We start from the raw sequence: 21,445 nt of genomic DNA, 5'->3' as shown, positions 1-21,445 counted from the left end.
GCTCTCAGTTGTTCACGTCGACATTCTCGAACAGGTGACGGCCAAGCGGATCCTGCTTAAAGCCGACGACATCCTTTCGGATGCCGGTGAAGACGACGGAGTGAGCGAGCGGCACCCAAGGCGCTTCGCGCTTCGCGACTTCCTGTGCCTCGCGGTAAAGGCGCGTGCGCTCGTTGCGGTCGGAGATGCCTTTGGCCCTGGTTACGAGGTCGTCGAATTCGCGGTTACACCATTTCGCGACATTGTTGCCGCCGGGGCGAGCGGCCGTGCAGCCCAGCATGACGTTGAGGAAGTTGTCCGGATCGCCGTTGTCGCCGGTCCAGCCGAACAAGGCCATCGGCGCGTCGCCGTTCTGGAGCTTGGCGCGATAGGCGTTCCATTCGTAGGTGATCAAATTCAGGCGAATGCCGATGCGGGCGAGATCGGTCTGGATCATCTCGGCGATGCGGCGGCCGTCCGGGTTGTAGGCACGGCTCACCGGCATGTACCAGAGCTCGCTCTCGAAACCCTGCGGATAGCCTGCCTCCGCCATCAGTTTCTTGGCGCCCTCGATGTCGTAGGGATAGTCCTTCACGTCGTCGTTGTAGGACCAGAGCGTCGGCGGGATCGGGTTCTTCGCGACGATGCCAGCGCCACGATAGACGGCCGTCAGGATCGACTCCTTGTCGATCGCCATATTGATGGCGCGGCGGATACGGACATCGTCGAACGGCTTCTTGGTCACGTTCATCGACATGTAGCCGATGTTCATGCCCTCCTGGCTAAGGAGGCGAAGATCCGGATCGACCTTGATCTTCTCGATATCAGCCGGATTGGGGAAGGCGATGACATGGCATTCGCCGGCCTTCAGTTTGGTCAGGCGAACCGCCGGGTTCGGTGTGATCGAGAAGATCAGCATGTCTACGGGCTGCTTTCCCGCCCAGTAGTCCGGGAACGCGCGATAGCGGACCGCGACGTCCTTCTGATAGCTGACGAACGAGAAGGGGCCGGTGCCGATCGGTGCCTCGTCGAGCTTTTCGAGCATGCCTTGCTTCAGCAGCTGGTCAGCATATTCCGCCGACAGGACGGAATTGAAATTCATCGCCAGGTTGGCGAGGAACGGCGCTTCGGGATGGGTCAGCGTGATCTTGACCGTGTAATCGTCGACCTTCTCGATCGTCTTCAGGAGATCGGGCATCCCCGTGTCCTTGAAGTAGTCGTACTTTCCGCCGGACACGTTGTGGAACGGATGGTCGGTCTTCCACTGGCGTTCCAGCGAGAAGATGACGTCGTCCGCGTTCATCGTGCGTGAGGGCGTGAACAAGGCGTTCGAATGGAACTTCACGCCTTTCCGCAGTTGGAACGTGTACTCCGTTCCGTCCTCGGAGATCGTCCAGTTTTCGGCGAGGGAAGCGCGCAGCACCGTGGTGCCGGGCTCGAATTCCACCAGAGTGTTGAAGATCGCGCGGACCGCGTTCATGCCGGTCGTCGTCGTGACGATCTGGGGGTTCATGCCTTCCGGATTGCCTTCGGAGCAGAAGACGAGCGTCTTCGCTGAGGCCGGAATTGCAGCGAGCGACAGCATCAGGGCCAGTGTCAGTTGGCTCTTGCGGATCATTTTGACTCTCAAGCGGTTGCGAAGTGCTTCTGAGGAAGGACCGAGGCCACGCTCTGCGGCAGATCGAGGATGAAACGGGTGCCTTTGCCGGGTTCGCTTTCGAGGTCGATCCGGCCGAGAAGGCTGTTGGTGACGAGGTTGTAGACGATGTGCAGGCCGAGGCCGGTTGAACCCTGCGCACGGCCGGTCGTGAAGAACGGCTCGAATATCTTGTCGTGGTGGTCTGGCGGGATGCCGCGGCCGTCGTCGGTGAATGTCAGGCGCAGCCAACCCTCGGCGGGTTCCTCGACGCGCAAGACCATCCGTCCGGCCTCGCCCTCGGCATAGGCGTGGATCACAGCGTTCATCAGGAGGTTAGTCAGCACCTGCGCGAGCGCGCCGGGATAGGTGTCCATGACGACCCCCTCGCGACACTCGATGGTCACTTCGTGCTTCGTCTTGCGGAGCACGGGGCCAAGGCTGGTCAGTAGTTCGTGCAGCCAGTGGCCGAGGTCGAAGGTGCGCCGCTCGCCGCTCGCCTGGTCGACGGCCACCTGCTTGAAACTCTGCACCAGTTCGGCGGCGCGGTTCAGGTTCGTATAGAGGAGCTGCGAACCCTCGTTCACACGGGCGACGAAGCGCTCGAATTCGGTGCGCCGCAGCCTGCCTTCCGAAGCTGCTTCGCCGAAGCGTTTGACCTCGTCGCTCATCGAGGTCGCGGTCGTCAGCGCGATGCCGACTGGCGTGTTGATCTCATGAGCCACGCCGGCGACGAGCTGGCCGAGGGAGGCGAGCTTCTCGGACTGGATGAGATCGTCCTGGGTGCGGCGGAGTTCGGTCAGCGCGGTATCGGCGCGATCCTTGGCGCGACGAAGGGCGTGCTCACGCCGGCCGATCTCGGTGACGAAGAAGTTCGCGGCGCGGGCGATCTCGCCGAGCTCGTCGCGGCGGTCGGCGTCGGCGACCGGTCCGGCGAATGGGTCCTGCGCCAGCTCCAGCATGCGGCCTTTCAGACGGCCCAGCGGATTTGTGATCGAACGCGCGACGTAGAAGGCGAGGATGGCACCCAGGAACAGGGCAGCTGCCGCGCCGATGACGAGGATCTTGCGGACGACGTCGCCGATCCGGTCCGCATAGGTCGTGAACATGTCGTTCAGCGAACCCGCGCGCTCCAGCATTGAATGCGCGCTCGCATCCATGTCGGCGATCATCTGACTTTGCGTTTTGAGCGCGCCGGAGATCGCGGACAATCCCTGCCTCCACTGGTCGATCGCGTCGACCATTTCGGACTGGATCAGCGGCGAAATCGGTAGCGCCGCGACCCGGCGAGACAGAGCGTTGCTCTGTTCGAGGATCGTCATCATCGCGGGCCCGTCGCGGCCCGCGAGCGCCTTTTCGGTCGTCTGGCCAAGCTTCAGCGCTTCGATCGCGATATTCTGCGTCGCCTGATCGGTCTCGCTGGACTCGACCGAGTAGTTCATCAGCGACGCGACCTCGTCATGAAGAGCCTGCCGCTGCGTGCGTTGCACTTTCAGGAGACGCTCGAGCCATTCCGATAGCCGGGGAGCCCAAGCGCGCTGGTCGTTCTGGCGGAGTCGCTCCTCGTAGGAATCGACCAGCCACGGCAACTCGACCGCCAAGGCCGATTGGCCGGCATCGCGGAGAAGCGGTGCGAGATCGCGCGCCTCGTTCCGCAAGCTAGAAATATTGAGCTGGGTCTGCTGTGTGTCGGTAAATCCGCCGGCGCGGGCGGCCTCGACTTCGAGAGCGTTCAGCGCGGACCTGATTTGCTCGGTACGGTCGACAATCTCGCGTGCGAAGCGGAGCTTGCGGTCGTCCTCGCGCATTGAGGCCATGATTTCGCTGTTCGACGTGTGCTGCCGTGCGCGGGCCTGGTCGCTGAGCGATATCAGCGAAGCGGCGCGGGCCGCCATGTTCTTCGCCGCGAGGTCGTTGCGCTCGGTGGTCTGTACGAATTCCGCCATGCGCCGCATGAAGCGGGCAAGGTCGTCGCGGCCCTCGGTGATCGCCTTCGCCTGTTCGGCATCCGACGCATACGCCGCCAGCGCGTTCATGTCGGTCCATGCCTGATTGGCGTGGGAGGCGAAGACGTAGTGATGCCGACTGCGGTCCTCGCCGACGGAATCGACGTAGTCGTCGCGCGCCGCGATCGCCATGCCGAGGTTTCGGTAAAAGGTACTGGCGAGCACCGCTGCGTGGCGCGCGCGGTCCGCTTCGGCCAAAAGCATCCATGCGGCGAGCGCGATGCCTGCCGCGATGACGATCGGAATGGCTCCGACCAAGAAGACTTTCAGCCCAATACGCATATCGGCCCAACCACGGACGCCACCATCGCTCGGGCGGAGCCATGGCGCAACCGCCGATAGGGCCTCGGCCGAACGCAGTCCGGCGCCCCTGAGGGCGCCGCTTTCGTGCGCGGTCAAATCATTGAGGATACTGCTCACCTTGCCCCCTCCGGCGTCTAGACGAAGCCGGAGGCGGGGATCAGTTCGCCTCTGGATAGCAGTGAGAAAGGGAAGGGACGCGGCGGAACCTGCTCCGGCTGGGGGGGCGGGGGGGATGCCGGAGCAGGTTCGCCGTCGTGCACCGGGAGCTTCAAGGCTTCGAGGGTAAAGCCAAGTGCCGATCCGTGCACAGTCTCGGATAGTTGGCCGTAGATCCTCACCCCCGCCCAAAGGACGAGAGCTGAGACGAGAACCAGGACCACCCGATATCCGTACATTCAATCCTCTGTGCCGAGCGGTGTCCGCGCGGCGAAACTCGTTAACGCTGCGCCATCTGAAGAGCCGCGGGGACGCGGTTCAAAGTCGAGCTTTCGGCTGTGCGTCGCTCGATCGTGATCGTGCGGGCAACCTTGCGAGCCGGCGCATCACCGGTGAGGCATTCGGCCGAGATATACGGCCAGGACTGACCCTGGCAGGCAGTCGACACGAGCAGGTCACCCTTGGGCGCGCCGATCGTGTGGCGAAGCTCGGCCTCGACCGGTTTCACCATCTGGAAGGGAGCGAAGGCCTGATCGATCGCCATCGCGGGATGACGGGCCTGAGCCTTGCCCATGTCAGCTTCTCCGGCATGGGCCGCCCCCGATGCCACGACCCAAAGGGCGGCCACAGCGGCAGCACGCACGATGGAGTTCTTGGCGAGGGTAAGCATTTGTCCCGACCTCCAGGACCGTTGTTCCGGCCCGTTGTTGATGATGGAGGTTTAGGGGGTGCGCATTTCCGGCTTTTTGCGTGGTTCGCAAAATGCGGTTTCAACGTTGCGCGAAATGTTTCGTCGTAGCCGTCGCGACGAAACAAAGAGGGCTAAGCCTCAGATATCCTTGCCGTCGGGCGAGAATACATAGCCAGCGCCGCGCACAGTGCGGATGACGCTCGGGCGGGAGGGGTCCGGCTCGATCTTCTTGCGGATGCGGGTGATGCGCACATCGATGGCGCGATCGAACGCGTCCGCATCACGGGCGTTGGCGAGATCGAGCAGGCGCTCGCGCGACAGGACGCGGCGCGGATGATCGGTGAACGCCTTCAGCAGCGTGAACTCGGAGTTCGTCAGCGGATGCTCGTTGCCGTCCTCGTCGCGCAGCATGCGGCTGGCGAGGTCAAGCCACTTCGTGCCGATCTTGACTGTTTCGTCCGATCCCGCCGCCGCGGCCTTCGCGGGCGCCGCCGTCACGCGCCGCAGCACCGAGCGGACACGGGCGAGCAGTTCGCGCAGTTCGCAGGGCTTGGCGATATAGTCGTCGGCGCCGAGTTCGAGGCCGACGACCCGGTCGATCGGGCTTGCCGTCGCCGTCAGCATGATGATCGGGACGTGCGGCTTTTCCTGCTTGAGGTAGCGGATCAGCGACAGGCCGTCTTCCTCGGGCATGTTGAGATCGAGGATCGCGAGATCGGGCGTTTCCTTGGCGACGGCTGCGCGCAACGCGGCGCCGCCCTCGCAAAGAGTAACGGAGAAGCCGTGAAGTTTCAGATAGTCGCCGAACATTTCACGAGCGGCGGCTTCGTCGTCGACGACGACAATCTTGGCGGTCTGATTCTGGGTCATCTTACGGGCGGTCCAGGAAGAGCGATGGTGAAGCGCGACCCGCCTTCATCCAGGTTAACGACAGAAACACCCCCTTGATGAAGTTCGACGATCCGCTTGACGATCGACAGGCCAAGGCCGGTCGACGTCTCGCCACCTGTCGGCTTCGCCGAGAGCCGTTGGAAACGGCCGAACAGTCTCGCCTCGTCCTCGGGCGAAAATCCGGGTCCGCTATCGGTCACGTGGACGAGGCTACCAAGTCCGTCTCGAACCGCCTGCACCTGGATAGACCCGCCGCGAGGCGTGTATTTCACGGCGTTGCTGATCAGATTGTCGATCGCCTCGCGCAGCCGGTCGGGATCGCCCCAGCCGATCAGGCCGAGCTTCACGTCGAGCGCGATCACCTGTTCCTTGCGGTCGGCGAGAGTCCGGTTCGCCTCCACGACCTCGGTGACGAGTTCCGCCAGATCGAAATTCGAGACGCGGACGGAAATGTCATCGGCGTCGGCCATCGCGTCGCGGATGAGACTGTCGACCATTTCGATCAGGCCGTTAACGGCGCCGCGGATGTGATCGATTTGAGTCTGCGCCCCTTCGACCGCGACAGGTTCCATGGAGATGAACTCTGTCAGCATCTCCGCGCGGCCGAGTACGACGCTCAGCGGGTTCTTGAGATCGTGCGCGACGGTGCCAAGAACTTCGCTCTTGAACGCGTCGGAACTGCGCAGCCGTGCCCACTGGCCCTGCAGTCGCTCGTTCGCGGCGCTGAGTTCGCGTGTGCGGTCGGCGACGCGCTGCTCGAGGCGCGCGTTGGCTTCCTGCAGCTTGTCGTAGAGCATGACGTTGTCGAACGCGATCGACAGGCGGCTGCAGAACACCTCGACCAGCGAGCGATCGGTGTCGGACAGGCTTTTGGCGGATTCCAGCAGAACCACGATCTCGCGGCCGCTGGCGGTGCGAAGATAAAGCACGGTCCGGCCGTCGAGGAATTGGTGCCTGGTTTCGACGAAAGCCTGGTCGATCAGGCTACGAAGTTCGGCGTCGATCTGGGCTTTGCGCTCCGCAGCGGTGAAATCGCGGTAACAGCCGGAACCGGCGAGAACGAGGAAGTCCTCGTCCTCATGTCCCTCGCGAAGCACGAGAATACCCGCGCATTCCGCATCGAGCAGCGATGCGAGCTGGGTCAGCACGCCTTCGGCCAGCCGCTGCATCGAGCCGAAATCGAACATGGTCGATGCGGCTTCGATGATGATCTCGAGACCGCGGCGCGTTTCGATCAGCCGTTTCAACTGCTCATAGCTGCGAAGAGCCGCCGTGATCGATGTGAACAGCTTGTCGGCGGTGAGTTCGGTCTTCGCCTTGTAGTCGTTGATGTCGTAATCGACGATGATCCTCCGCTCCGGCGCCTGACCGGGTTGGCCGGTGCGCAGGATGATGCGGGTCAGCTCGTTCTTCAGGCTTTCTCGGATGAAGCCGACGAGATCGAGACCCGCGGAATCTGTCTCCATGACGACGTCGAGGAGGATGACGGCTATGTCGGGATTGGCCTTGAGCAACGCCCGGCCTTCGGCGGCTGAACTGGCGAACAGGAGCTCCAGGCTGCGACCGTAAAGCTCGTAGTTCTGCAACGCGAAGCGCGTGCCGCTGTGCACGCTCGGATCGTCGTCGATGACGGCGACCTTCCAGCGGGGCGACACAGTTGAAGGACGGCGCTCGGGACCGTCCTCCAATAACAAGATGAATTCGTTCTCAGCCATTCCCCACCAGCCCTGCGAGGGCATTTTCCTGGATTCTACACGGGACAACAATGAAGTTGTCGCGTCAGGATCGATCCAGGTTCAATGTGACAGATTACTGGAAAACTCTCAGATCCGCGATGACTGGAAGGTGATCCGACATCGTGGCGCCCCGATGGTCTATGCGGCTCTGGATCAAAGTTCCCGCGGGGCGGCAGAATATTTGATCGAGCTTCATCATCGGGCAGCGTGCCGGCCAGGTTCTGAAGCTTGTTGCTTCGGGCATGAATCCGGTGAGCGATCTTTTTACCGCTCCGCCGCGAAGCCAGTCGTTGAAGTCTCCCATGATGACGGACGTCGCGGTGCTCCTGCCAGCGATGGAGCAGAGCTTCGTCGATTGCCAGCGCCTCTCCCGAAAACTGAGGCCGAGATGCGTCGCGGTGACCTGCAGCAGGCCGTATGGGGTCGAAATCCCGGTGTGGATGGCGCGTCTCGGTTCACGGCGCGGGACGGAGATGTCGTGAATTTCCGTATGATCCGGTGCCCAGCGGCTGATGAGCATCTGCCCGTATTCGCCGTCGCGGGCAAGGATCGATTTTGCCTCTACGCCGTGTCCGCCAAGGGATTGGAGCAGGAAGGAAAAGGCGGAGGAGCCTCGCGGGCTCCTGCGGGAATCGACTTCCTGCAGAGCGATGATGTCCACCTCCCAATCTCGGATGAGATCAACGATGCGGTGCAGATCGAAGCGCCGGTCGGGCCCGACGCCGCCGTGGATATTCCATGTCAGGACCCGCACGGCATCCGCGGGTTTTTTCATGCGCGGGTTTTCCGGAACTTGGTCATCGCGACCTGTGCGCCAAAGGACAGGCCGATCCAGGCCATGGCCAGAACGAGGAACATAGCGATGTCGGCACCACTGGGATCCGAAAGCACCCGGAAAACCTGGTCACCGAGCGTCGACAGCACGATAAGGCCCGGCGTGAGTCCCAATGCCGTGCCGGCGAGAAAGTCGGTGACCCTTATTCCGCTTGCGCCCGCAGCGAGATTGACGACGGTGAACGGGGCGACGGGTACGAGGCGCACGGCGGCAACGGCGAGTACGCCCTTGTCGGAGACCTTCCGCGATATCCGGTTCAGCCGCGGCCCGACCAGACGTCTGAGGGCGTCCCGTCCGAGCTTCAGGCCGATGAAATAAGTAGCCGCGGCGCTCGCCAGTGCGCCGGCGCCGGCATAGGCAAGGCCCAGAACCGGGCCGAACGCGCCCGCCGTGACGGCGATCAGGATCGTCACCGGGAACAGGACGAACCCGGCGACCACGAAGACGCCAATGACGATAAGCGGTGCCCAATAGCTTCCGGAAAGGGTTTCGGCGGCATCGCGCAGTGTCCGCGGATCGGTCCATTCCGACAACGGAGTGTAGCGCCAGGCCAGAGTAAGCGCGACGACGAGGAGACATCCCAGCGCGACCTGAAACACATGTGAGACCTGACGATACGGCACTTTCGCACCGACCAAGTGATGGATGAATTCCTCAATCCCGACCGTCCTTTCGGGATCGGCGACCGCGCTGATGCCGCGCGAAATGTCGGAGGGGTCGGGTTCGCCGTCCTCGATCGGCCGCATCCGGTGGCCTCGCTCCTGCAGGATCTCGGTGGCGCGAAGCATGGATCCCTCCCGCACGATAGCGGTGGCGACCTCCGAAGCTGAAACACCGCAATGCTCGCCGATCAGCGTGTTGCGCAGAGTTTCGATCTGCGCGCGGACCTCGGGCGTCTCGCCTTCGAGAGCAAGATCGCATTCGGTGTCAGTACCCATGGACCGATTGTTGAGATTGGCGGATCCGACCCGCAGGAAACGGTCGTCGACTACCATCACCTTCGAATGGACCATGGTGTCGATCTGCCCAGCCTCGGTTTCCACGGATGGATAGAAGAACCGGACACGGTCCTGGACGCCGGCCTCCTCGAAGCAGCGACGGAAGTTGATCCGCCCCGTCCGCATCGTGCGGGCTTCGATCCACGATTCGTGGGTGTGCGGGGCGACGATGAGGGTTTCGAGTTCCGGGCGTTCGCGCATCCGCGCGGTAATGCGCTCGGCAATCGGCAGGCGAGTGAGGAACTGGTTCTCGATGTAGATGTGACGTTCGGCCCGGTCGATCGCGTCGAGAAAAAGCTGCTCTACCTGCCGGACTTCCGGGATGGCATCGTACACCGGCTGGGTCAGCGCGATGCCAATATCGACATCGCGGAAATGCGCCTGGATTCCTTCGGGCCAGCACTCCTCTTCCGGGTGAACGTCGGGCAAGCGCTCGAACGTCGCTCTTTCCCAACGGGTGCGGGCAAGCTCTCCGATACGCCGGGCCGCCGGGCCGTTCACCAGCATCTGGACGTCGTGGAACGGGCGATAGGAGCTTCCCGACGCATCCTTCCTCAATGGATTGTCGAAGCTGTGATCGCTCGTGTCCCAACGCCTGACGGTCAGGTCGAGCCCGCCCGAGAATGCGACGCAATCGTCGACCACGACCAGCTTCTGATGATGGGCAGAGCCGAGAGGAAGAGCGTCGTCAAGGCAAAGGCGGATGCAGGACGGCATATTCCAACCGAGGCTGACGGATGGAAATATCTCTCGCTCGGTGGAATAGAGGATCGAGAAGTCCCAGAGCAGAATGTTGATGGTCAGCTCCGGCCGGCGTTTGACCAGCGCGCAGAGGAACTGGCAGAGCTCCTCGGGAAGGCCATCATCGGCCTTGCCACTCTCGCCGACCAATCTGACCCGGCTGTTGATGTCCCAGCCGATGATGAAGATCGTCTTCCGCGCCTTCCTGAGCGCGCTGCGGACCGCGCCGAAATAGGCCGCGCCGTCGATCAGAACCGATGCCCGCTGGGCTCTCTCGACATGCCAGACGTTGCGACCTTGTTGAAATACAGACATCGGGCTTCCGCGCTGGAACGACGTTCCTAAACGCGGCAAGACGCTGAAAGTGCCGACCAAAAGGATTGGTGCCCCGACAGTAGTTGAGCGTTTGTGACATGGCGGAAATACTGGTGTCATGTCACTGTCACGCGGCCGTGCCCCTGTCGCAGCAAAGCGAGGAAGCGGCCATGACGTTGGTTTGGGACGGCAAGGCGAACGCAGTGGAAGGAAGCGTATTTCTGCGACGCCTGAAAAGGGGCCGGATTGCTATTGGCGCGGCGCTGGTCGTGCTCGCGGCACTCTGGGGCCTCGGGCTACTTCCGCTCTGGATTGCCGCGCTCAGCGCCATCGCCGTGCCGCTCGCCACGGCCTTCACCCCGCTGGACGATCGCGCGACAGTGCCTGTCAGTCAGACGGAACGTGACGCCGACCCGTTGGCCGTCGCTCTTCTCGAAGCATTGAACGAGCCGGCGATCCTGCTGACGGCTCGCGGCATCGTGCATGAGTTCAACGCTCCCGCGATTGATGTTTTCGGCAATCTGCGGACCGGTGATCCGGTGTCCTTCGCCCTGCGCGTTCCGGAGATATTGGATGCAGTCCGTGCGGTGGGCACAGGCGGTACTGCGAGAACGGTGGAATATGCCGATCGCGTGCCGGTCGACCGCTGGCTGGAAGCCCGGATCGGGCCTGTCTGGCTGGATCAGGCAGACCGCGAACGAGGCAATCCGCAATTCGTTCTCCTCGTCCTGCACGACCTGACGCATCTCCGCCGGGCGGAGCGCATGCGCGTCGATTTCGTCGCTAATGCGAGTCACGAATTGCGCACGCCATTGGCCGCGCTGCTCGGTTTCATCGAGACTCTTCAAGGACCTGCGAAGGCGGACGTTTCGGCGCGCGAGCGCTTCCTCGACATCATGCGCAGCCAGGCCGCGCGCATGTCGCGTCTCGTCGACGACCTGCTGTCACTGTCTCGGATCGAGCAAAAGCAGCATTTGAGGCCGTCGACACCGGTCGACCCCGTCGAAATCGTTCGCAGCGTCGTCGACAGTCTCTCGCCTCTGGCCGGCGAGCGCGGCGTGGAAATCCGTTCGTCGTTTCCGGGCACTTCCGTATCCGTGCCGGGAGACCGCGATGAACTGATCCGCGTCGTCGAGAACCTCGTCGAGAACGGTATCAAATACGGCCAGTCGGGAAAGCGGGTCGATGTCTCGGTCACCGCAACCGGACCGGAGATCCGGATCTCCGTGCAGGATTATGGGCCGGGCATTCCGCCGGAGCATCTGCCCCGCCTGACCGAACGCTTCTATCGCGTCGATGTCGGCGAGAGTCGGGAGAAGGGAGGGACGGGTCTCGGGCTTGCCATCGTCAAGCACATCATGGCCCGCCACCGCGGTCGACTCCTGATCGAAAGCCCTTCCGGAGGGGGGGCGCGGTTTACCGCAGTTCTGAATACCCGCGCCGATGAGTGACTGGAGGCGCGAAATGCGCTTCCCTCGATGTCATCGAAGCGTCATTGATCCCTCTTAAGAGGGCCGCACTAGAGGAACCGGCGCTATGATGACACAGCACACCTCGAAAGAGTTCGACGAGGACCTGAAGTCCCTCAGCGAGATGATCGCGGAGATGGGCGGTCTCGCCGAGCAACTGGTCGGGGAATCGATTTCCGCGCTGTTGTCGCGTGACCTAGCCGCCGCCCAGCGGATCATCGAGCGCGACCGCGTCATCGACAGTCTGCAGCACGCGGTCGAGGAGAAGGCAGTTCTCACGATCGCCAAGCGCCAGCCGATGGCGGTCGACCTCCGCGAGGTCGTCGCCGCGCTTCGTGTCTCGAACGATCTCGAGCGCATCGGCGATCTGGCCAAGAACATCGCCAAGCGCGTGGTCGCCCTCGAGGGGCAGCTGCAGCCGCCGAAGCTTGCCGGTGGCGTCGACCACATGGGCGAACTTGTGCTCGGCCAGCTCAAGGAAGTGCTGGACGCCTATTCCCGCCGTGACGCGACCCGCGCCCTCCAGGTCTGGAAGCGCGACGGCGAGATCGATGCGATCTACACCTCGCTGTTCCGCGAACTCCTGACCTACATGATGGAAGACCCGCGCAATATCGGGTTCTGCACCCATCTCCTGTTCTGCGCGAAGAACATCGAGCGCATCGGCGATCACGCCACCAACATCGCCGAGACGATCCACTATCTGGCGGTCGGCGAGCCGTTAATCGACGAGCGTCCGAAGGGTGATCTGACGAGCACCACGACGATCTCGTTCGGCGAGGATTGAGAACAGGATGTCCGCACGGGTCATGATCGTGGAGGACGAGGAGCCATTGACGCTCCTCCTCCGGTACAATCTCGAAGCGGAAGGCTATGACGTCGAAAGCGTCGCTCGCGGTGACGAGGCCGAAACCAGGCTTCGTGAACGGGTTCCGGATCTCGTTCTGCTCGACTGGATGCTGCCGGGCCTGTCCGGCATTGAACTCTGCCGTCGCCTCCGCGCTCGGCCGGAGACGGAACGTCTCCCGATCATCATGCTGACCGCGCGCGGCGAAGAGACCGAGCGCGTGCGTGGTCTGGCCACCGGCGCCGACGACTATGTCGTGAAGCCGTTCTCGGTGCCGGAATTGGTCGCTCGCGTGCGGAGCCTGCTGCGCCGCGTCAAGCCGGATCACATCGCTTCGCAACTGAAGGCCGGCGATATCGAGCTTGATCGCGAAACGCGCCGTGTCCGCCGCGGCGGTCGCGAACTGGAGCTCGGCCCGACCGAGTTCCGCCTCCTAGAATTCCTGATGCAGACTCCCGGCCGCGTCTTCTCCCGCGAGCAATTGCTCAACGGTGTCTGGGGCCACGATGTCTATATCGACGAACGCACGGTGGACGTCCACGTCGGTCGCCTGCGCAAGGTGATCAATCGCGGCCGCCGCCAGGATCCGATCCGCACAGTGCGCGGCTCCGGCTACAGCTTCGACGAGCGCTTTGCCCGCGCGGGCTGATGCCTTCTGCTGATATCTTCTTCTGAACTAAATAGGCCGCGCATCGCGCGGCCTATTTTTTGGTTCTGCTCGCTGCGATCAGGCGACCGCACGGCGGCGGCGATCGCTCGCCGGCTGATAGGCGATGGTCGCGTGATAGCTGCAATAGGACGAGCCCATATTGGAGCGGGTTCCGCAGAAGCGGAAGCTCTCGCTGCCGGGGTCGCCGATCGGCCAGCGGCACATGCATTCGCGCAGATCCATGATGGTCACGCGCTCGCAGGAGACCGGCTCCAGCATAGGGCGCGGTGCGCGCTGGATGATCGGCTCGATGTCGAGATCGACCGTGCGGACCGGAGCCAGCGCGGTCGCACCGGCAGTGCGGAAAACCATCGACGGATGCGACGGCGCGCGAGGCTTGCGCGGGCGGGGAGCGGTGCTTTGAACAGCCTTGGCGCGACCGGAAAGGCCGAGGCGGTGAACCTTGCCTATGACAGCATTGCGCGTGATACCGCCGAGTTCAGCAGCGATCTGGCTCGCGCTCAACCCATCGCTCCAGAGCTTCTTGAGAAGCTCAACACGCTCATCCGTCCAGTTCATCAGCGCGGCTCCATTGTATCGGCGAGGCGGAATCCGAACGGGTGGATCCAGCCGGTTCAACACCAAGCCTGGACCGGATATACCGTCCATAGTAGCTGAAATTCCGTCTCACACGAGATATCGTGCTTAACGATTGGTAAACTACATGATCGGCTGACTCGGCCGCAAGAGTCCGAAAGGAGAACGGGGTGTTTTCCCCACAGGTCGGGAAAACTCTGCTCGCATTCCGATTCATCGCCTGAGAACTCAGGGCTCTAGCCGTCATTGACACTGCACGGTCGGCCCGTAAAATCGGCGCTTTCCGGAGGTGCCGCTCTGCTGGGCGGCGCCTCTGCGCTTTTTAGGCCACACTTTACCGAGGCGCCCGTGAGCTCCGCTTTGCTTCCCGTCTTCGCGCGTACCGACCTTGCTTTCGAGCATGGCGAAGGAGCGTGGCTGACCACGGTCACAGGCGAGCGATATCTCGATTTCGGCGCCGGCATCGCGGTGAATGCCCTCGGCCATTGCCATCCGCATCTCGTCGAGGCGCTGCGCGAGCAGGCCGGTAAGCTCTGGCACACGTCCAATCTCTATAAGATACCGGACGGCGAGCGGTTGGCGACGCGGCTCGTGGCGGCGAGCTTCGGCGACACCGTGTTCTTCACGAACTCGGGTGCCGAAGCCAACGAAGCCGCCATCAAGATGGCCCGCAAATACCATAGCTATTCGGGTCATCCCGAACGCTGGCGGATCGTCGCCTTCAACGGCGCTTTCCACGGCCGGACTCTGGCGACCATTTCCGCGGGCGGCAATCCGAAGCATCTCGACGGTTTCGGCCCGGAAGTCCCGGGCTTCGATCATGTCGCGCCCGGCGACGAGCAGGCTCTGCTTGCCGCGATTACTCCCGAGACGGCCGCGATCATAATCGAGCCTGTCCAGGGCGAGGGCGGCATTCGCGAGGTGCCCGCCGCGTTCCTGCGCCGTTTGCGCGAGATATGCGACGAGCGCGATCTGCTGCTGATCTATGATGAGGTTCAGACCGGCATCGGCCGCACCGGCCATGCCTTCGCTTATGAATTGTCGGGTGTCGCTCCGGACATCATGGCGCTGGCGAAGGGGCTCGGCGGCGGATTTCCCGTCGGCGCCTGCGTGGCCACCGCGAAAGCGGCCTCCGGCATGACCGCCGGTTCGCACGGCACCACCTTCGGCGGCAATCCGCTCGCGATGGCCGTCGGCAATGCCGTGCTCGACGTGGTGCTTGAACCCGCTTTTCTCAAAGAGGTTCGCCGCAAGGGGCTGGTGCTGAAGCAGAAGCTCGGTGCGCTCGTCGACCGCCACCCGAACATCGTTGAAGAACTGCGTGGCGAGGGCCTGATGCTTGGCCTCAAATGCCTGATCCCTCCGGGCGAGGTAGTTTCGGCATTCGTCGATGCGCATGTGCTGACGGTGCCGGCCGGCGACAATGTCGTGCGCCTCCTCCCGCCCTTGATCGTCAGCGACGACGAGATGGCGCTTGCCGTCGAACGCATGGACGAAGCCCTCGACGCTCTCGACAAGAGGCTCGCTCAGGGCCTCAGCGCGGCTGAATAGAAAGACCGACCGTGACTGCTCCCCGCCACTTCCTCGATCTGTCCGATTTCACTGGATCGACGCTCCGCACCATTCTCGACGCCGGCAAGGCGATGAAAGCCCGCCGCCGGACGCCCGAGGCCGCGAAGGACCGTCCTCTGGACGGCCGGGTCATCGCGCTCGTCTTCGAACAGCCGTCGCTTCGCACCCGCATGTCTTTCGATGTCGGCGTCCGCGAACTCGGCGGTTCGCCCTTGATGGTGACAGGCAAGGAAATCGAGCTCGGCGAGCGCGAGGCTATCGAGGACACCGCGCGGGTGATGTCGCGCTATGTCGATGGAATCATGATCCGCATCCTGAAGCACGATGCGCTTAAGGAACTTGCGCGCCATGCCACAGTGCCGGTGATAAACGGCCTGACGAAGACGTCGCATCCCTGCCAGGTAATGGCTGACCTGATGACGTTCGAGGAGCGGCTCGGCTCGATCAAGGGTCGGACGATCGCTTGGACCGGTGACTCCAACAATGTCCTCGCCTCCTGGGTACACGCCGCGGCTCGGCTCGATTTCACGCTTCGCATTGCTACCCCGCCGGAACTCGCCCCGAGCAACGAGCTTGTCGCCTGGGCAAAGGGTGAGGGCGCGGCGGTCGAACTCACCAGCGATGCTTTCGAGGCGGTCGACGGCGCTGACTGTATCCTCACCGATACCTGGGTTTCGATGGGAGATGGCGAGAAGGAGCGGCGCCATAACCTGCTGCAGCCCTATCAGGTGAACAGCAAGCTGTTGAAGGCGGCATCCCGAGACGCCATCTTCATGCATTGCCTGCCTGCGCACCGGGGTGAGGAAGTCACCGCAGAGGTCATGGACGGACCGCAATCGGCCGTGTTCGACGAGGCCGAGAATCGGCTTCATGCGCAGAAGGGCGTCCTCGCCTGGTGCTTCGACGCGATCCAGGCCTGACCCTTATTAGAGGCGTGGATGCTTGAGAGTACCGACGATCATATTTTGCCGTTCCAGGTCGAGGGTCTGGATGTCCGGGGGCGTGTCGTGCGCCTCGGCCCGTCCATCGACAGCGTTCTGAATCGCCACGACTATCCGCCGGTTGTGTCGAAGGTGCTCGGCGAGGCCGTGGCGCTGACGGTTCTGCTCGGTTCGTCGCTGAAGATCGACGGCCGCTTCCAGCTGCAGACCCGTTCGAACGGTGCCATCGACATGCTGGTGGTCGACTTCGAGGCTCCTGATCGGCTGCGTGCCTATGCACGATACGATGCCGATCGTCTTGCCGAGATGCCGAGCGTGGCGACGGGCGATCTGCTTGGGCACGGCCATCTGGCGATGACGATCGACGCCGGCGGCGACATGAACCGTTATCAGGGCGTGGTCCCGCTCGAGGGCAACAGCCTGGAAGAGGCGGCGCACCAATATTTCCGTCAGTCGGAGCAGATCCCAACGCGGGTAAGGCTCGCTGTCGCCGAGGCGTTCGGGGGCAATGGTTCCGGCGGTTCGCATGCCTGGCGTGCGGGTGGCTTGCTCGTGCAGTTTCTTCCGGCCGCTGGTGAGCGGATTCGTACGCAGGACCTGCATCCGGGCGATGCGCCGGAAGACCTCGTCATGCCGCCGGCGGACGATGACGATGCGTGGACCGAGGCTCAGGCTCTCGTCGAGACAATCGAAGATCACGAATTGATCGATCCGACGATCGCCAGCGAGCAACTGCTGTTCCGGCTATTCCACGAGCGGGGTGTCCGCGTCTTCAATGGTCAGGGCGTGCGGGAATCCTGCCGCTGCTCGCAGGAGCGGATTTTGGGAATGCTCAAGAGCTTCTCGGACGAGGAGCGGCGCGACATGGTCGGCGATGACGGCGCGATTACCGTGACCTGCGAGTTCTGCTCGCGGAAATACACGCTGTCGCCATCCGATGTCGGAATCTCCGACAGCTAGGCCCTGCATTCCTCGATCAGGCGCTGGATGAACGCCTCGCCGGCAGCAAGTTGGCTGAGTTCGATGAATTCGTCGGGTGCGTGCGCCTGATCAATCGAACCCGGCCCGCAAACGACCGTCGGGATATCTGCGCGCTGATAATGGCCGGCCTCGGTGGCGTATGAGACAGTCGTCGTGCTGTTCGTGCCGGCAAGGCGCATGGCGATCAATTCGGCTTCGGAGCCCGGTCGTGGGCCGAGCGACGGCGCCAACAGCCAGCGTTCGACATCGATATGCGCCTCTGGGGCGGTCGCGCGCATGCGGCTGAGCACCGGCCCCTCGCCGAAAGCTATGACGCGCTCGATCGCGCCCTCGATGTCGGAGCCCGGCACGCCCCGCATGCTGAATTCCAGCATGCATGACGGTGCCACGATGTTGTGCGCCTGCCCGCCCTGGATGCGGCCGACGTTTAGCGTCGAATGCGGTGGCGTGAACCGACCGGTCGGATCCCCGGCAGCTATGAATTCATCGCGGATGCGCATCAGCTCGCCGATGACCTGATGCGCGGCATCGATCGCGCTCGCGCCGAGGTGCGGCAGGCTGGAATGAGCGGCGCGGCCGTGGATCACCATGCGGACGCCGCCGATCGACAAATGCGCATCGACGACCTGCATGCTCGTTGGCTCGCCGACGATGACCGCGGCCGGGCGCTGCCATTCCTGACCGATATGACGGAGCGAATCCGCCACCCCGTCCATGGTCGTTTCCTCGTCGTAGGTGAGGACGAGCTGGACCGGCCGCTTCAGCGGTTTTTCCATCAGCGCCGGGACGGCCGCCAGCATCAGGGCGACGAAGCCCTTCATGTCGCATGAGCCGCGGCCGTAGAGCTTTCCGTCGCGCTCGATGAGGGTGAACGGGTCACTCGACCAGTTCTGTCCCGCGACCGGTACGACGTCGGTATGGGCCGAGAGGGCGATCGCCGGTTCGTTGTCGGGCCCGATCCGTGCCAGCAAGGAGGCTTTGTCGCCGGATGCGCTGGGTAGGATTGCCGACGCGAGGCCGCAATCGGTCAGATATTTCTGCACCCAGTCGATCAGTTCAAGGTTCGACTTCGAGCTGACTGTGTCGAACGCAACGAGACGCTCGAGAATGGACACGATTTGGGGCGACGGTCTCGAACCCATCAATGAACGACCCGGCGCTCTTCGGCCCGATCCAGCGAGAAGGCCGGAACATCGGCTTCGAACTTCTCGCCTTCGTCGGTCACCATCACATAGTAACCGACCATGAAGCCCGAAGAGGTCGTGAGCGGCACGCCGCTCGTATAGGAGAAGGTCTCTCCGGGGCCGAGGATCGGCTGCTCGCCGACGACGCCCGGACCTTCGACCACCTGCACGCGGCCCGAGGCGTCAGTGATCCTCCAGTAGCGCGACAGCAACTGAACCTGGGTTTCTCCATGGTTCTCGATGTCGATCGAATACGCCCAGACGAAATGCGCGCGGTCTGGCTCCGATTCCTGGGTCAGGAATTTCGGAGTGACCGTAATCTGAATGCCGCGTGTCGTCGCGCTGTACATGGCTCAAGGATAACCCGAAACGCGGCTATTTGGGTGCGTCAGATTGCGTCCAGCGCGATGGAAATATCCTCGATCAGGTCGTCCGCATCCTCAATGCCGACCGACAGGCGCAGCATGCTGTCGCCGATGCCGAGCTCCGCGCGGGCTTCCGGCGTCAGGCGCTGATGCGTCGTCGTCGCGGGATGGGTGATCAGGCTCTTCGCGTCGCCGAGATTGTTGGTGATCTTGACGATTTCCAGCGCACCGCCGAAGCGGAACGCCTCCGCCTTGCCGCCCCTCACGTCGAAGGTCACGAGCGTGGAACCCGCCGTCATCTGCTTCCTGGCGAGGGCGACATGCGGATGGTCCGGACGGAACGGGTAGATCGCCCTGGTCACCTTCGGGTGATCGGCGAGGAAGTCCGCGATCTTCGCTGCGTTGGCCGCCGCTTTCTCGACCCGGAGCGCCAAAGTTTCCAGGCCCTTCAACATGACCCACGCATTGAACGGTGAGAGCGAGGGTCCGGTCTGGCGCAGGAACATCTGCAGCGGGCCGGTGACGAATTCCTCCGTGCCGAGCACGATGCCACCGAGCGTGCGGCCCTGCCCGTCGATGTGCTTCGTCGCCGAATAGCAGACGACGTCGGCACCGAGCGCGAGCGGCTTCTGGAAAACCGGCGTCGCGAACACGTTGTCGATGATCAGCTTCGCCCCTGCCGCATGCGCGATCTCCGCAACGGCCGAGATGTCATAGATGTCGAGCGTCGGATTGGTCGGCGTTTCGAGGAAGAACGCCTTGGTGTTCGGGCGAACAGCCTCCTGCCACTGGTCGAGATCCGAACCGTCGACGAGTGTCGAGGTGATGCCAAAGCGCGGCGCGAGATCCTCGATGATGTAGCGGCACGAGCCGAACAGCGCCTTGGCGGCGACGATGTGTTCGCCGGCGTTCACGAAGCTGAGGATCGCGGCCGTGACCGCGGCCATGCCGGTCGCGGTGGCCCGGGCGGCCTCGGCGCCTTCGAGAGCGGCCATGCGGTTCTCGAACATGGTCACGGTCGGGTTCGAGAAACGGGAATACTGGAAGCCGGGATCAGTGTTGTTGAACCGCGCCTCGGCCTGCTCCATCGAGTCGTAGATGTAGCCCTGCGTGAGGAAGATCGATTCCGCGGTTTCGTTGAATTGGCTGCGTAGCGCACCTTCGTGCACGGCGACCGTCGCGGGCTTGAGCTTGCGGGCGGGGAGGGGAGCTTTCTTCGACACGCGGCACCTTCGATGACAGAGCCGCCGCGCAGCAAGACCTAAGTCACTCGCGCCACGGCCTTTTAGCGACTTGTTTTACGTGGCTGCAAGCCGGCCGGCTCAAATCACCACGGGATAAATCGAGGCTCTACTCCTCGCTCCGCTTGGCGTCAATCCGCTGGATTGCTACTGACGGAGTGTGTTGGACCGGCGGACATCCATGGCTCAAGGCGCGGACTTCGGCACCGGCATCGCTCCGGCGCAGTCGATCAGCGCGCTGATCGATGCAGGAATCGTGCGTCTTGAGGCGCCTGCGATCGATCGGCAGATCCAGCCGGCATCGCTCGATCTTCGTCTCGGCAAGACGGCCTATCGCGTTCGGGCGAGCTTCCTGCCCGGTCCCGGGCAGACGGTCCGTGAGCGGCTGGACTCCGTCTTGATTCACGCTTTCAGCCTGGAAGATGGCGCGGTTCTCGAAACCGGTTGCGTCTATCTCGTGCCGCTGCTGGAAAGCCTCGACCTGCCTCCTGACGTGCAGGCTTCGACCAATCCGAAGAGCTCGACCGGCCGACTGGATGTTTTCACCCGTGTAATTGCGGACGGCGTGCGCGGTTTCGATGTCCTTCCGCCCGGCTATCAAGGTGCGCTCTGGGCTGAGATCAGCCCGCGCACGTTCCCGGTTCTGGTGCGCACCGGTTCTCGGCTGTCGCAAATCCGGTTCCGCCGCGGCCATGTCGGTCTCGACGAAGCGGAGATGCGAGCGCTTCAGGACGCGGAGCGGTTGGTCGATACCGATCAGCCCGATCTCCGCGACGGCATCTCGGTCACGGTCGATCTGTCAGGGCTCGGCGGAAAGCACATGGTCGGGTATCGCGCCAAGCGGCATACCGGCGTGATCGATGTCGACAACGTCAACGGCTATGCGGTCGAAGACTTCTGGGAAGAGGTTTCGGCGCGCGATCGCACTCTGATCCTCGATCCAGGCGAGTTCTATATCCTTGCCTCGCGGGAGGCGGTGCATGTGCCGCCGGCCTATGCAGCAGAGATGGTGCCGTTCGACCCGCTCGTGGGCGAGTTCCGCGTCCACTATGCCGGCTTTTTCGATCCGGGCTTCGGCCATGTAGCGTCCGGCGGACGCGGTTCGCGAGCCGTGCTCGAAGTGCGCAGCCACGAGGTTCCGTTCATCCTGGAGCACGGCCAGACCGTCGGTCGCCTGGTCTACGAACGTCTCGCGGCATTGCCGGAACGTCTCTATGGCGCTGATCTTGGGTCCAATTATCAAGCGCAGGGTTTGAAACTCTCCAAGCATTTCCGGGTTGGTTAGTCGGCCTCGAATTGAGACCGCAGCCTG

18 protein-coding genes and 1 riboswitch are annotated in these 21,445 nt (G+C 63.2%); of the genes, 7 read left to right on the top strand and 11 right to left on the bottom strand.

Annotation, left to right across the window (positions count from 1 at the left end):
* Positions 1 to 4: 4 nt before the first annotated feature.
* The 7 genes from ACFPFW_RS05380 to ACFPFW_RS05350 all read right to left on the bottom strand — a co-directional run bounded on the left by ACFPFW_RS05380 (position 5) and on the right by ACFPFW_RS05350 (position 10,287).
* Positions 5 to 1,597 carry an ABC transporter substrate-binding protein gene (locus ACFPFW_RS05380; RefSeq protein ID WP_114956940.1) on the bottom strand — a complete coding sequence of 531 codons (1,593 nt, stop codon included), beginning with the start codon at positions 1,595 to 1,597 and terminating at the stop codon, positions 5 to 7.
* A gap of 8 nt (positions 1,598 to 1,605) precedes the next feature.
* The gene (locus ACFPFW_RS05375; RefSeq protein ID WP_379769753.1) at positions 1,606 to 4,041 is read right to left on the bottom strand and encodes a sensor histidine kinase; all 2,436 of its coding nucleotides are present in this window, start codon (positions 4,039 to 4,041) and stop codon (positions 1,606 to 1,608) included.
* Positions 4,042 to 4,360: 319 nt separating this feature from the next.
* The gene (locus ACFPFW_RS05370; protein WP_162799659.1) at positions 4,361 to 4,750 is read right to left on the bottom strand and encodes a hypothetical protein; all 390 of its coding nucleotides are present in this window, start codon (positions 4,748 to 4,750) and stop codon (positions 4,361 to 4,363) included.
* A 159-nt stretch (positions 4,751 to 4,909) separates the two neighbouring features.
* Complete coding sequence (locus tag ACFPFW_RS05365; protein WP_114956938.1) at positions 4,910 to 5,641, bottom strand: response regulator; 732 nt, start codon at positions 5,639 to 5,641, stop codon at positions 4,910 to 4,912.
* Positions 5,638 to 7,377: an ATP-binding response regulator gene (locus tag ACFPFW_RS05360; RefSeq protein WP_114956937.1), complete on the bottom strand. Its 1,740-nt coding sequence runs from the start codon at positions 7,375 to 7,377 to the stop codon at positions 5,638 to 5,640. The genes ACFPFW_RS05365 and ACFPFW_RS05360 overlap by 4 nt, the downstream gene beginning before the upstream one ends.
* Positions 7,378 to 7,471: 94 nt before the next feature.
* Complete coding sequence (locus ACFPFW_RS05355) at positions 7,472 to 8,173, bottom strand: endonuclease/exonuclease/phosphatase family protein (protein ID WP_114956936.1); 702 nt, start codon at positions 8,171 to 8,173, stop codon at positions 7,472 to 7,474.
* Positions 8,170 to 10,287, bottom strand: coding sequence for a VTT domain-containing protein (locus ACFPFW_RS05350; RefSeq protein WP_162799658.1), 2,118 nt, complete (start codon positions 10,285 to 10,287; stop codon positions 8,170 to 8,172). Before ACFPFW_RS05350 ends, ACFPFW_RS05355 begins: the two co-directional genes overlap by 4 nt.
* A 170-nt stretch (positions 10,288 to 10,457) precedes the next feature.
* Here ACFPFW_RS05350 and ACFPFW_RS05345 point away from each other — a divergent pair, with 170 nt between their 5' ends.
* The 3 genes from ACFPFW_RS05345 to phoB all read left to right on the top strand — a co-directional run bounded on the left by ACFPFW_RS05345 (position 10,458) and on the right by phoB (position 13,252).
* Entirely contained in the window at positions 10,458 to 11,738 is a 1,281-nt protein-coding gene (locus ACFPFW_RS05345; RefSeq protein WP_114956934.1) for an ATP-binding protein, read from the top strand.
* A gap of 85 nt (positions 11,739 to 11,823) precedes the next feature.
* The gene (phoU, locus tag ACFPFW_RS05340; RefSeq protein WP_379769747.1) at positions 11,824 to 12,543 is read left to right on the top strand and encodes a phosphate signaling complex protein PhoU; all 720 of its coding nucleotides are present in this window, start codon (positions 11,824 to 11,826) and stop codon (positions 12,541 to 12,543) included.
* Between the two features lie 7 nt (positions 12,544 to 12,550).
* On the top strand, positions 12,551 to 13,252 hold the full coding sequence (phoB, locus tag ACFPFW_RS05335) for a phosphate regulon transcriptional regulator PhoB (protein ID WP_114956933.1): 702 nt from the start codon (positions 12,551 to 12,553) through the stop codon (positions 13,250 to 13,252).
* A gap of 78 nt (positions 13,253 to 13,330) precedes the next feature.
* Here phoB and ACFPFW_RS05330 read toward each other — a convergent pair whose 3' ends face one another.
* Positions 13,331 to 13,831 carry a GcrA family cell cycle regulator gene (locus ACFPFW_RS05330; protein WP_114956932.1) on the bottom strand — a complete coding sequence of 167 codons (501 nt, stop codon included), beginning with the start codon at positions 13,829 to 13,831 and terminating at the stop codon, positions 13,331 to 13,333.
* A 366-nt stretch (positions 13,832 to 14,197) separates the two neighbouring features.
* Here ACFPFW_RS05330 and ACFPFW_RS05325 point away from each other — a divergent pair, with 366 nt between their 5' ends.
* The 3 genes from ACFPFW_RS05325 to ACFPFW_RS05315 are packed head-to-tail and all read left to right on the top strand — an operon-like array spanning position 14,198 to position 17,322.
* Entirely contained in the window at positions 14,198 to 15,400 is a 1,203-nt protein-coding gene (locus ACFPFW_RS05325) for an aspartate aminotransferase family protein (protein WP_114956931.1), read from the top strand.
* A gap of 11 nt (positions 15,401 to 15,411) precedes the next feature.
* Positions 15,412 to 16,341: an ornithine carbamoyltransferase gene (argF, locus tag ACFPFW_RS05320; protein WP_114956930.1), complete on the top strand. Its 930-nt coding sequence runs from the start codon at positions 15,412 to 15,414 to the stop codon at positions 16,339 to 16,341.
* 18 nt (positions 16,342 to 16,359) lie between these two features.
* The gene (locus tag ACFPFW_RS05315; protein WP_114956929.1) at positions 16,360 to 17,322 is read left to right on the top strand and encodes an Hsp33 family molecular chaperone; all 963 of its coding nucleotides are present in this window, start codon (positions 16,360 to 16,362) and stop codon (positions 17,320 to 17,322) included.
* Here ACFPFW_RS05315 and argE read toward each other — a convergent pair.
* From argE to ACFPFW_RS05300, 3 genes are read right to left on the bottom strand one after another with little or no spacing between them, the layout of a single operon-like run.
* Positions 17,319 to 18,458, bottom strand: coding sequence for an acetylornithine deacetylase (gene argE / locus ACFPFW_RS05310; RefSeq protein WP_379769741.1), 1,140 nt, complete (start codon positions 18,456 to 18,458; stop codon positions 17,319 to 17,321). The genes ACFPFW_RS05315 and argE overlap by 4 nt on opposite strands.
* 26 nt (positions 18,459 to 18,484) lie before the next feature.
* Complete coding sequence (gene apaG / locus ACFPFW_RS05305; protein WP_114956927.1) at positions 18,485 to 18,877, bottom strand: Co2+/Mg2+ efflux protein ApaG; 393 nt, start codon at positions 18,875 to 18,877, stop codon at positions 18,485 to 18,487.
* A 38-nt stretch (positions 18,878 to 18,915) separates the two neighbouring features.
* Positions 18,916 to 20,115: an O-succinylhomoserine sulfhydrylase gene (locus tag ACFPFW_RS05300; RefSeq protein WP_114956926.1), complete on the bottom strand. Its 1,200-nt coding sequence runs from the start codon at positions 20,113 to 20,115 to the stop codon at positions 18,916 to 18,918.
* A gap of 42 nt (positions 20,116 to 20,157) precedes the next feature.
* Positions 20,158 to 20,236: riboswitch (SAM riboswitch) on the bottom strand.
* Between the two features lie 78 nt (positions 20,237 to 20,314).
* Between ACFPFW_RS05300 and ACFPFW_RS05295 the strand changes: the two genes are divergently transcribed.
* Positions 20,315 to 21,418: a 2'-deoxycytidine 5'-triphosphate deaminase gene (locus tag ACFPFW_RS05295; protein ID WP_114956925.1), complete on the top strand. Its 1,104-nt coding sequence runs from the start codon at positions 20,315 to 20,317 to the stop codon at positions 21,416 to 21,418.
* The last annotated feature ends 27 nt before the right edge of the window (positions 21,419 to 21,445 follow it).

Origin of the sequence: Flaviflagellibacter deserti (assembly GCF_042652085.1) — a bacterium.
Classification (GTDB): domain Bacteria; phylum Pseudomonadota; class Alphaproteobacteria; order Rhizobiales; family Methylopilaceae; genus Flaviflagellibacter; species Flaviflagellibacter deserti.
The sequence above is the reverse complement of the archived record's forward strand: the minus strand, read 5'-3'. Positions and strand labels throughout refer to the sequence as shown.

What these genes read in the sequence shown, in the direction of transcription:
- ACFPFW_RS05380 (WP_114956940.1), bottom strand. Translation starts at nt 1,597, where the DNA reads ATGATCCGCAAGAGCCAACTGACACTGGCCCTGATGCTGTCGCTCGCT.
- ACFPFW_RS05370 (WP_162799659.1), bottom strand. Translation starts at nt 4,750, where the DNA reads ATGCTTACCCTCGCCAAGAACTCCATCGTGCGTGCTGCCGCTGTGGCC.
- ACFPFW_RS05365 (WP_114956938.1), bottom strand. Translation starts at nt 5,641, where the DNA reads ATGACCCAGAATCAGACCGCCAAGATTGTCGTCGTCGACGACGAAGCC.
- ACFPFW_RS05360 (WP_114956937.1), bottom strand. Translation starts at nt 7,377, where the DNA reads ATGGCTGAGAACGAATTCATCTTGTTATTGGAGGACGGTCCCGAGCGC.
- ACFPFW_RS05355 (WP_114956936.1), bottom strand. Translation starts at nt 8,173, where the DNA reads ATGAAAAAACCCGCGGATGCCGTGCGGGTCCTGACATGGAATATCCAC.
- ACFPFW_RS05350 (WP_162799658.1), bottom strand. Translation starts at nt 10,287, where the DNA reads ATGTCTGTATTTCAACAAGGTCGCAACGTCTGGCATGTCGAGAGAGCC.
- ACFPFW_RS05345 (WP_114956934.1), top strand. Translation starts at nt 10,458, where the DNA reads ATGACGTTGGTTTGGGACGGCAAGGCGAACGCAGTGGAAGGAAGCGTA.
- phoU (WP_379769747.1), top strand. Translation starts at nt 11,824, where the DNA reads ATGATGACACAGCACACCTCGAAAGAGTTCGACGAGGACCTGAAGTCC.
- phoB (WP_114956933.1), top strand. Translation starts at nt 12,551, where the DNA reads ATGTCCGCACGGGTCATGATCGTGGAGGACGAGGAGCCATTGACGCTC.
- ACFPFW_RS05330 (WP_114956932.1), bottom strand. Translation starts at nt 13,831, where the DNA reads ATGAACTGGACGGATGAGCGTGTTGAGCTTCTCAAGAAGCTCTGGAGC.
- ACFPFW_RS05315 (WP_114956929.1), top strand. Translation starts at nt 16,360, where the DNA reads ATGCTTGAGAGTACCGACGATCATATTTTGCCGTTCCAGGTCGAGGGT.
- apaG (WP_114956927.1), bottom strand. Translation starts at nt 18,877, where the DNA reads ATGTACAGCGCGACGACACGCGGCATTCAGATTACGGTCACTCCGAAA.
- ACFPFW_RS05295 (WP_114956925.1), top strand. Translation starts at nt 20,315, where the DNA reads ATGGCTCAAGGCGCGGACTTCGGCACCGGCATCGCTCCGGCGCAGTCG.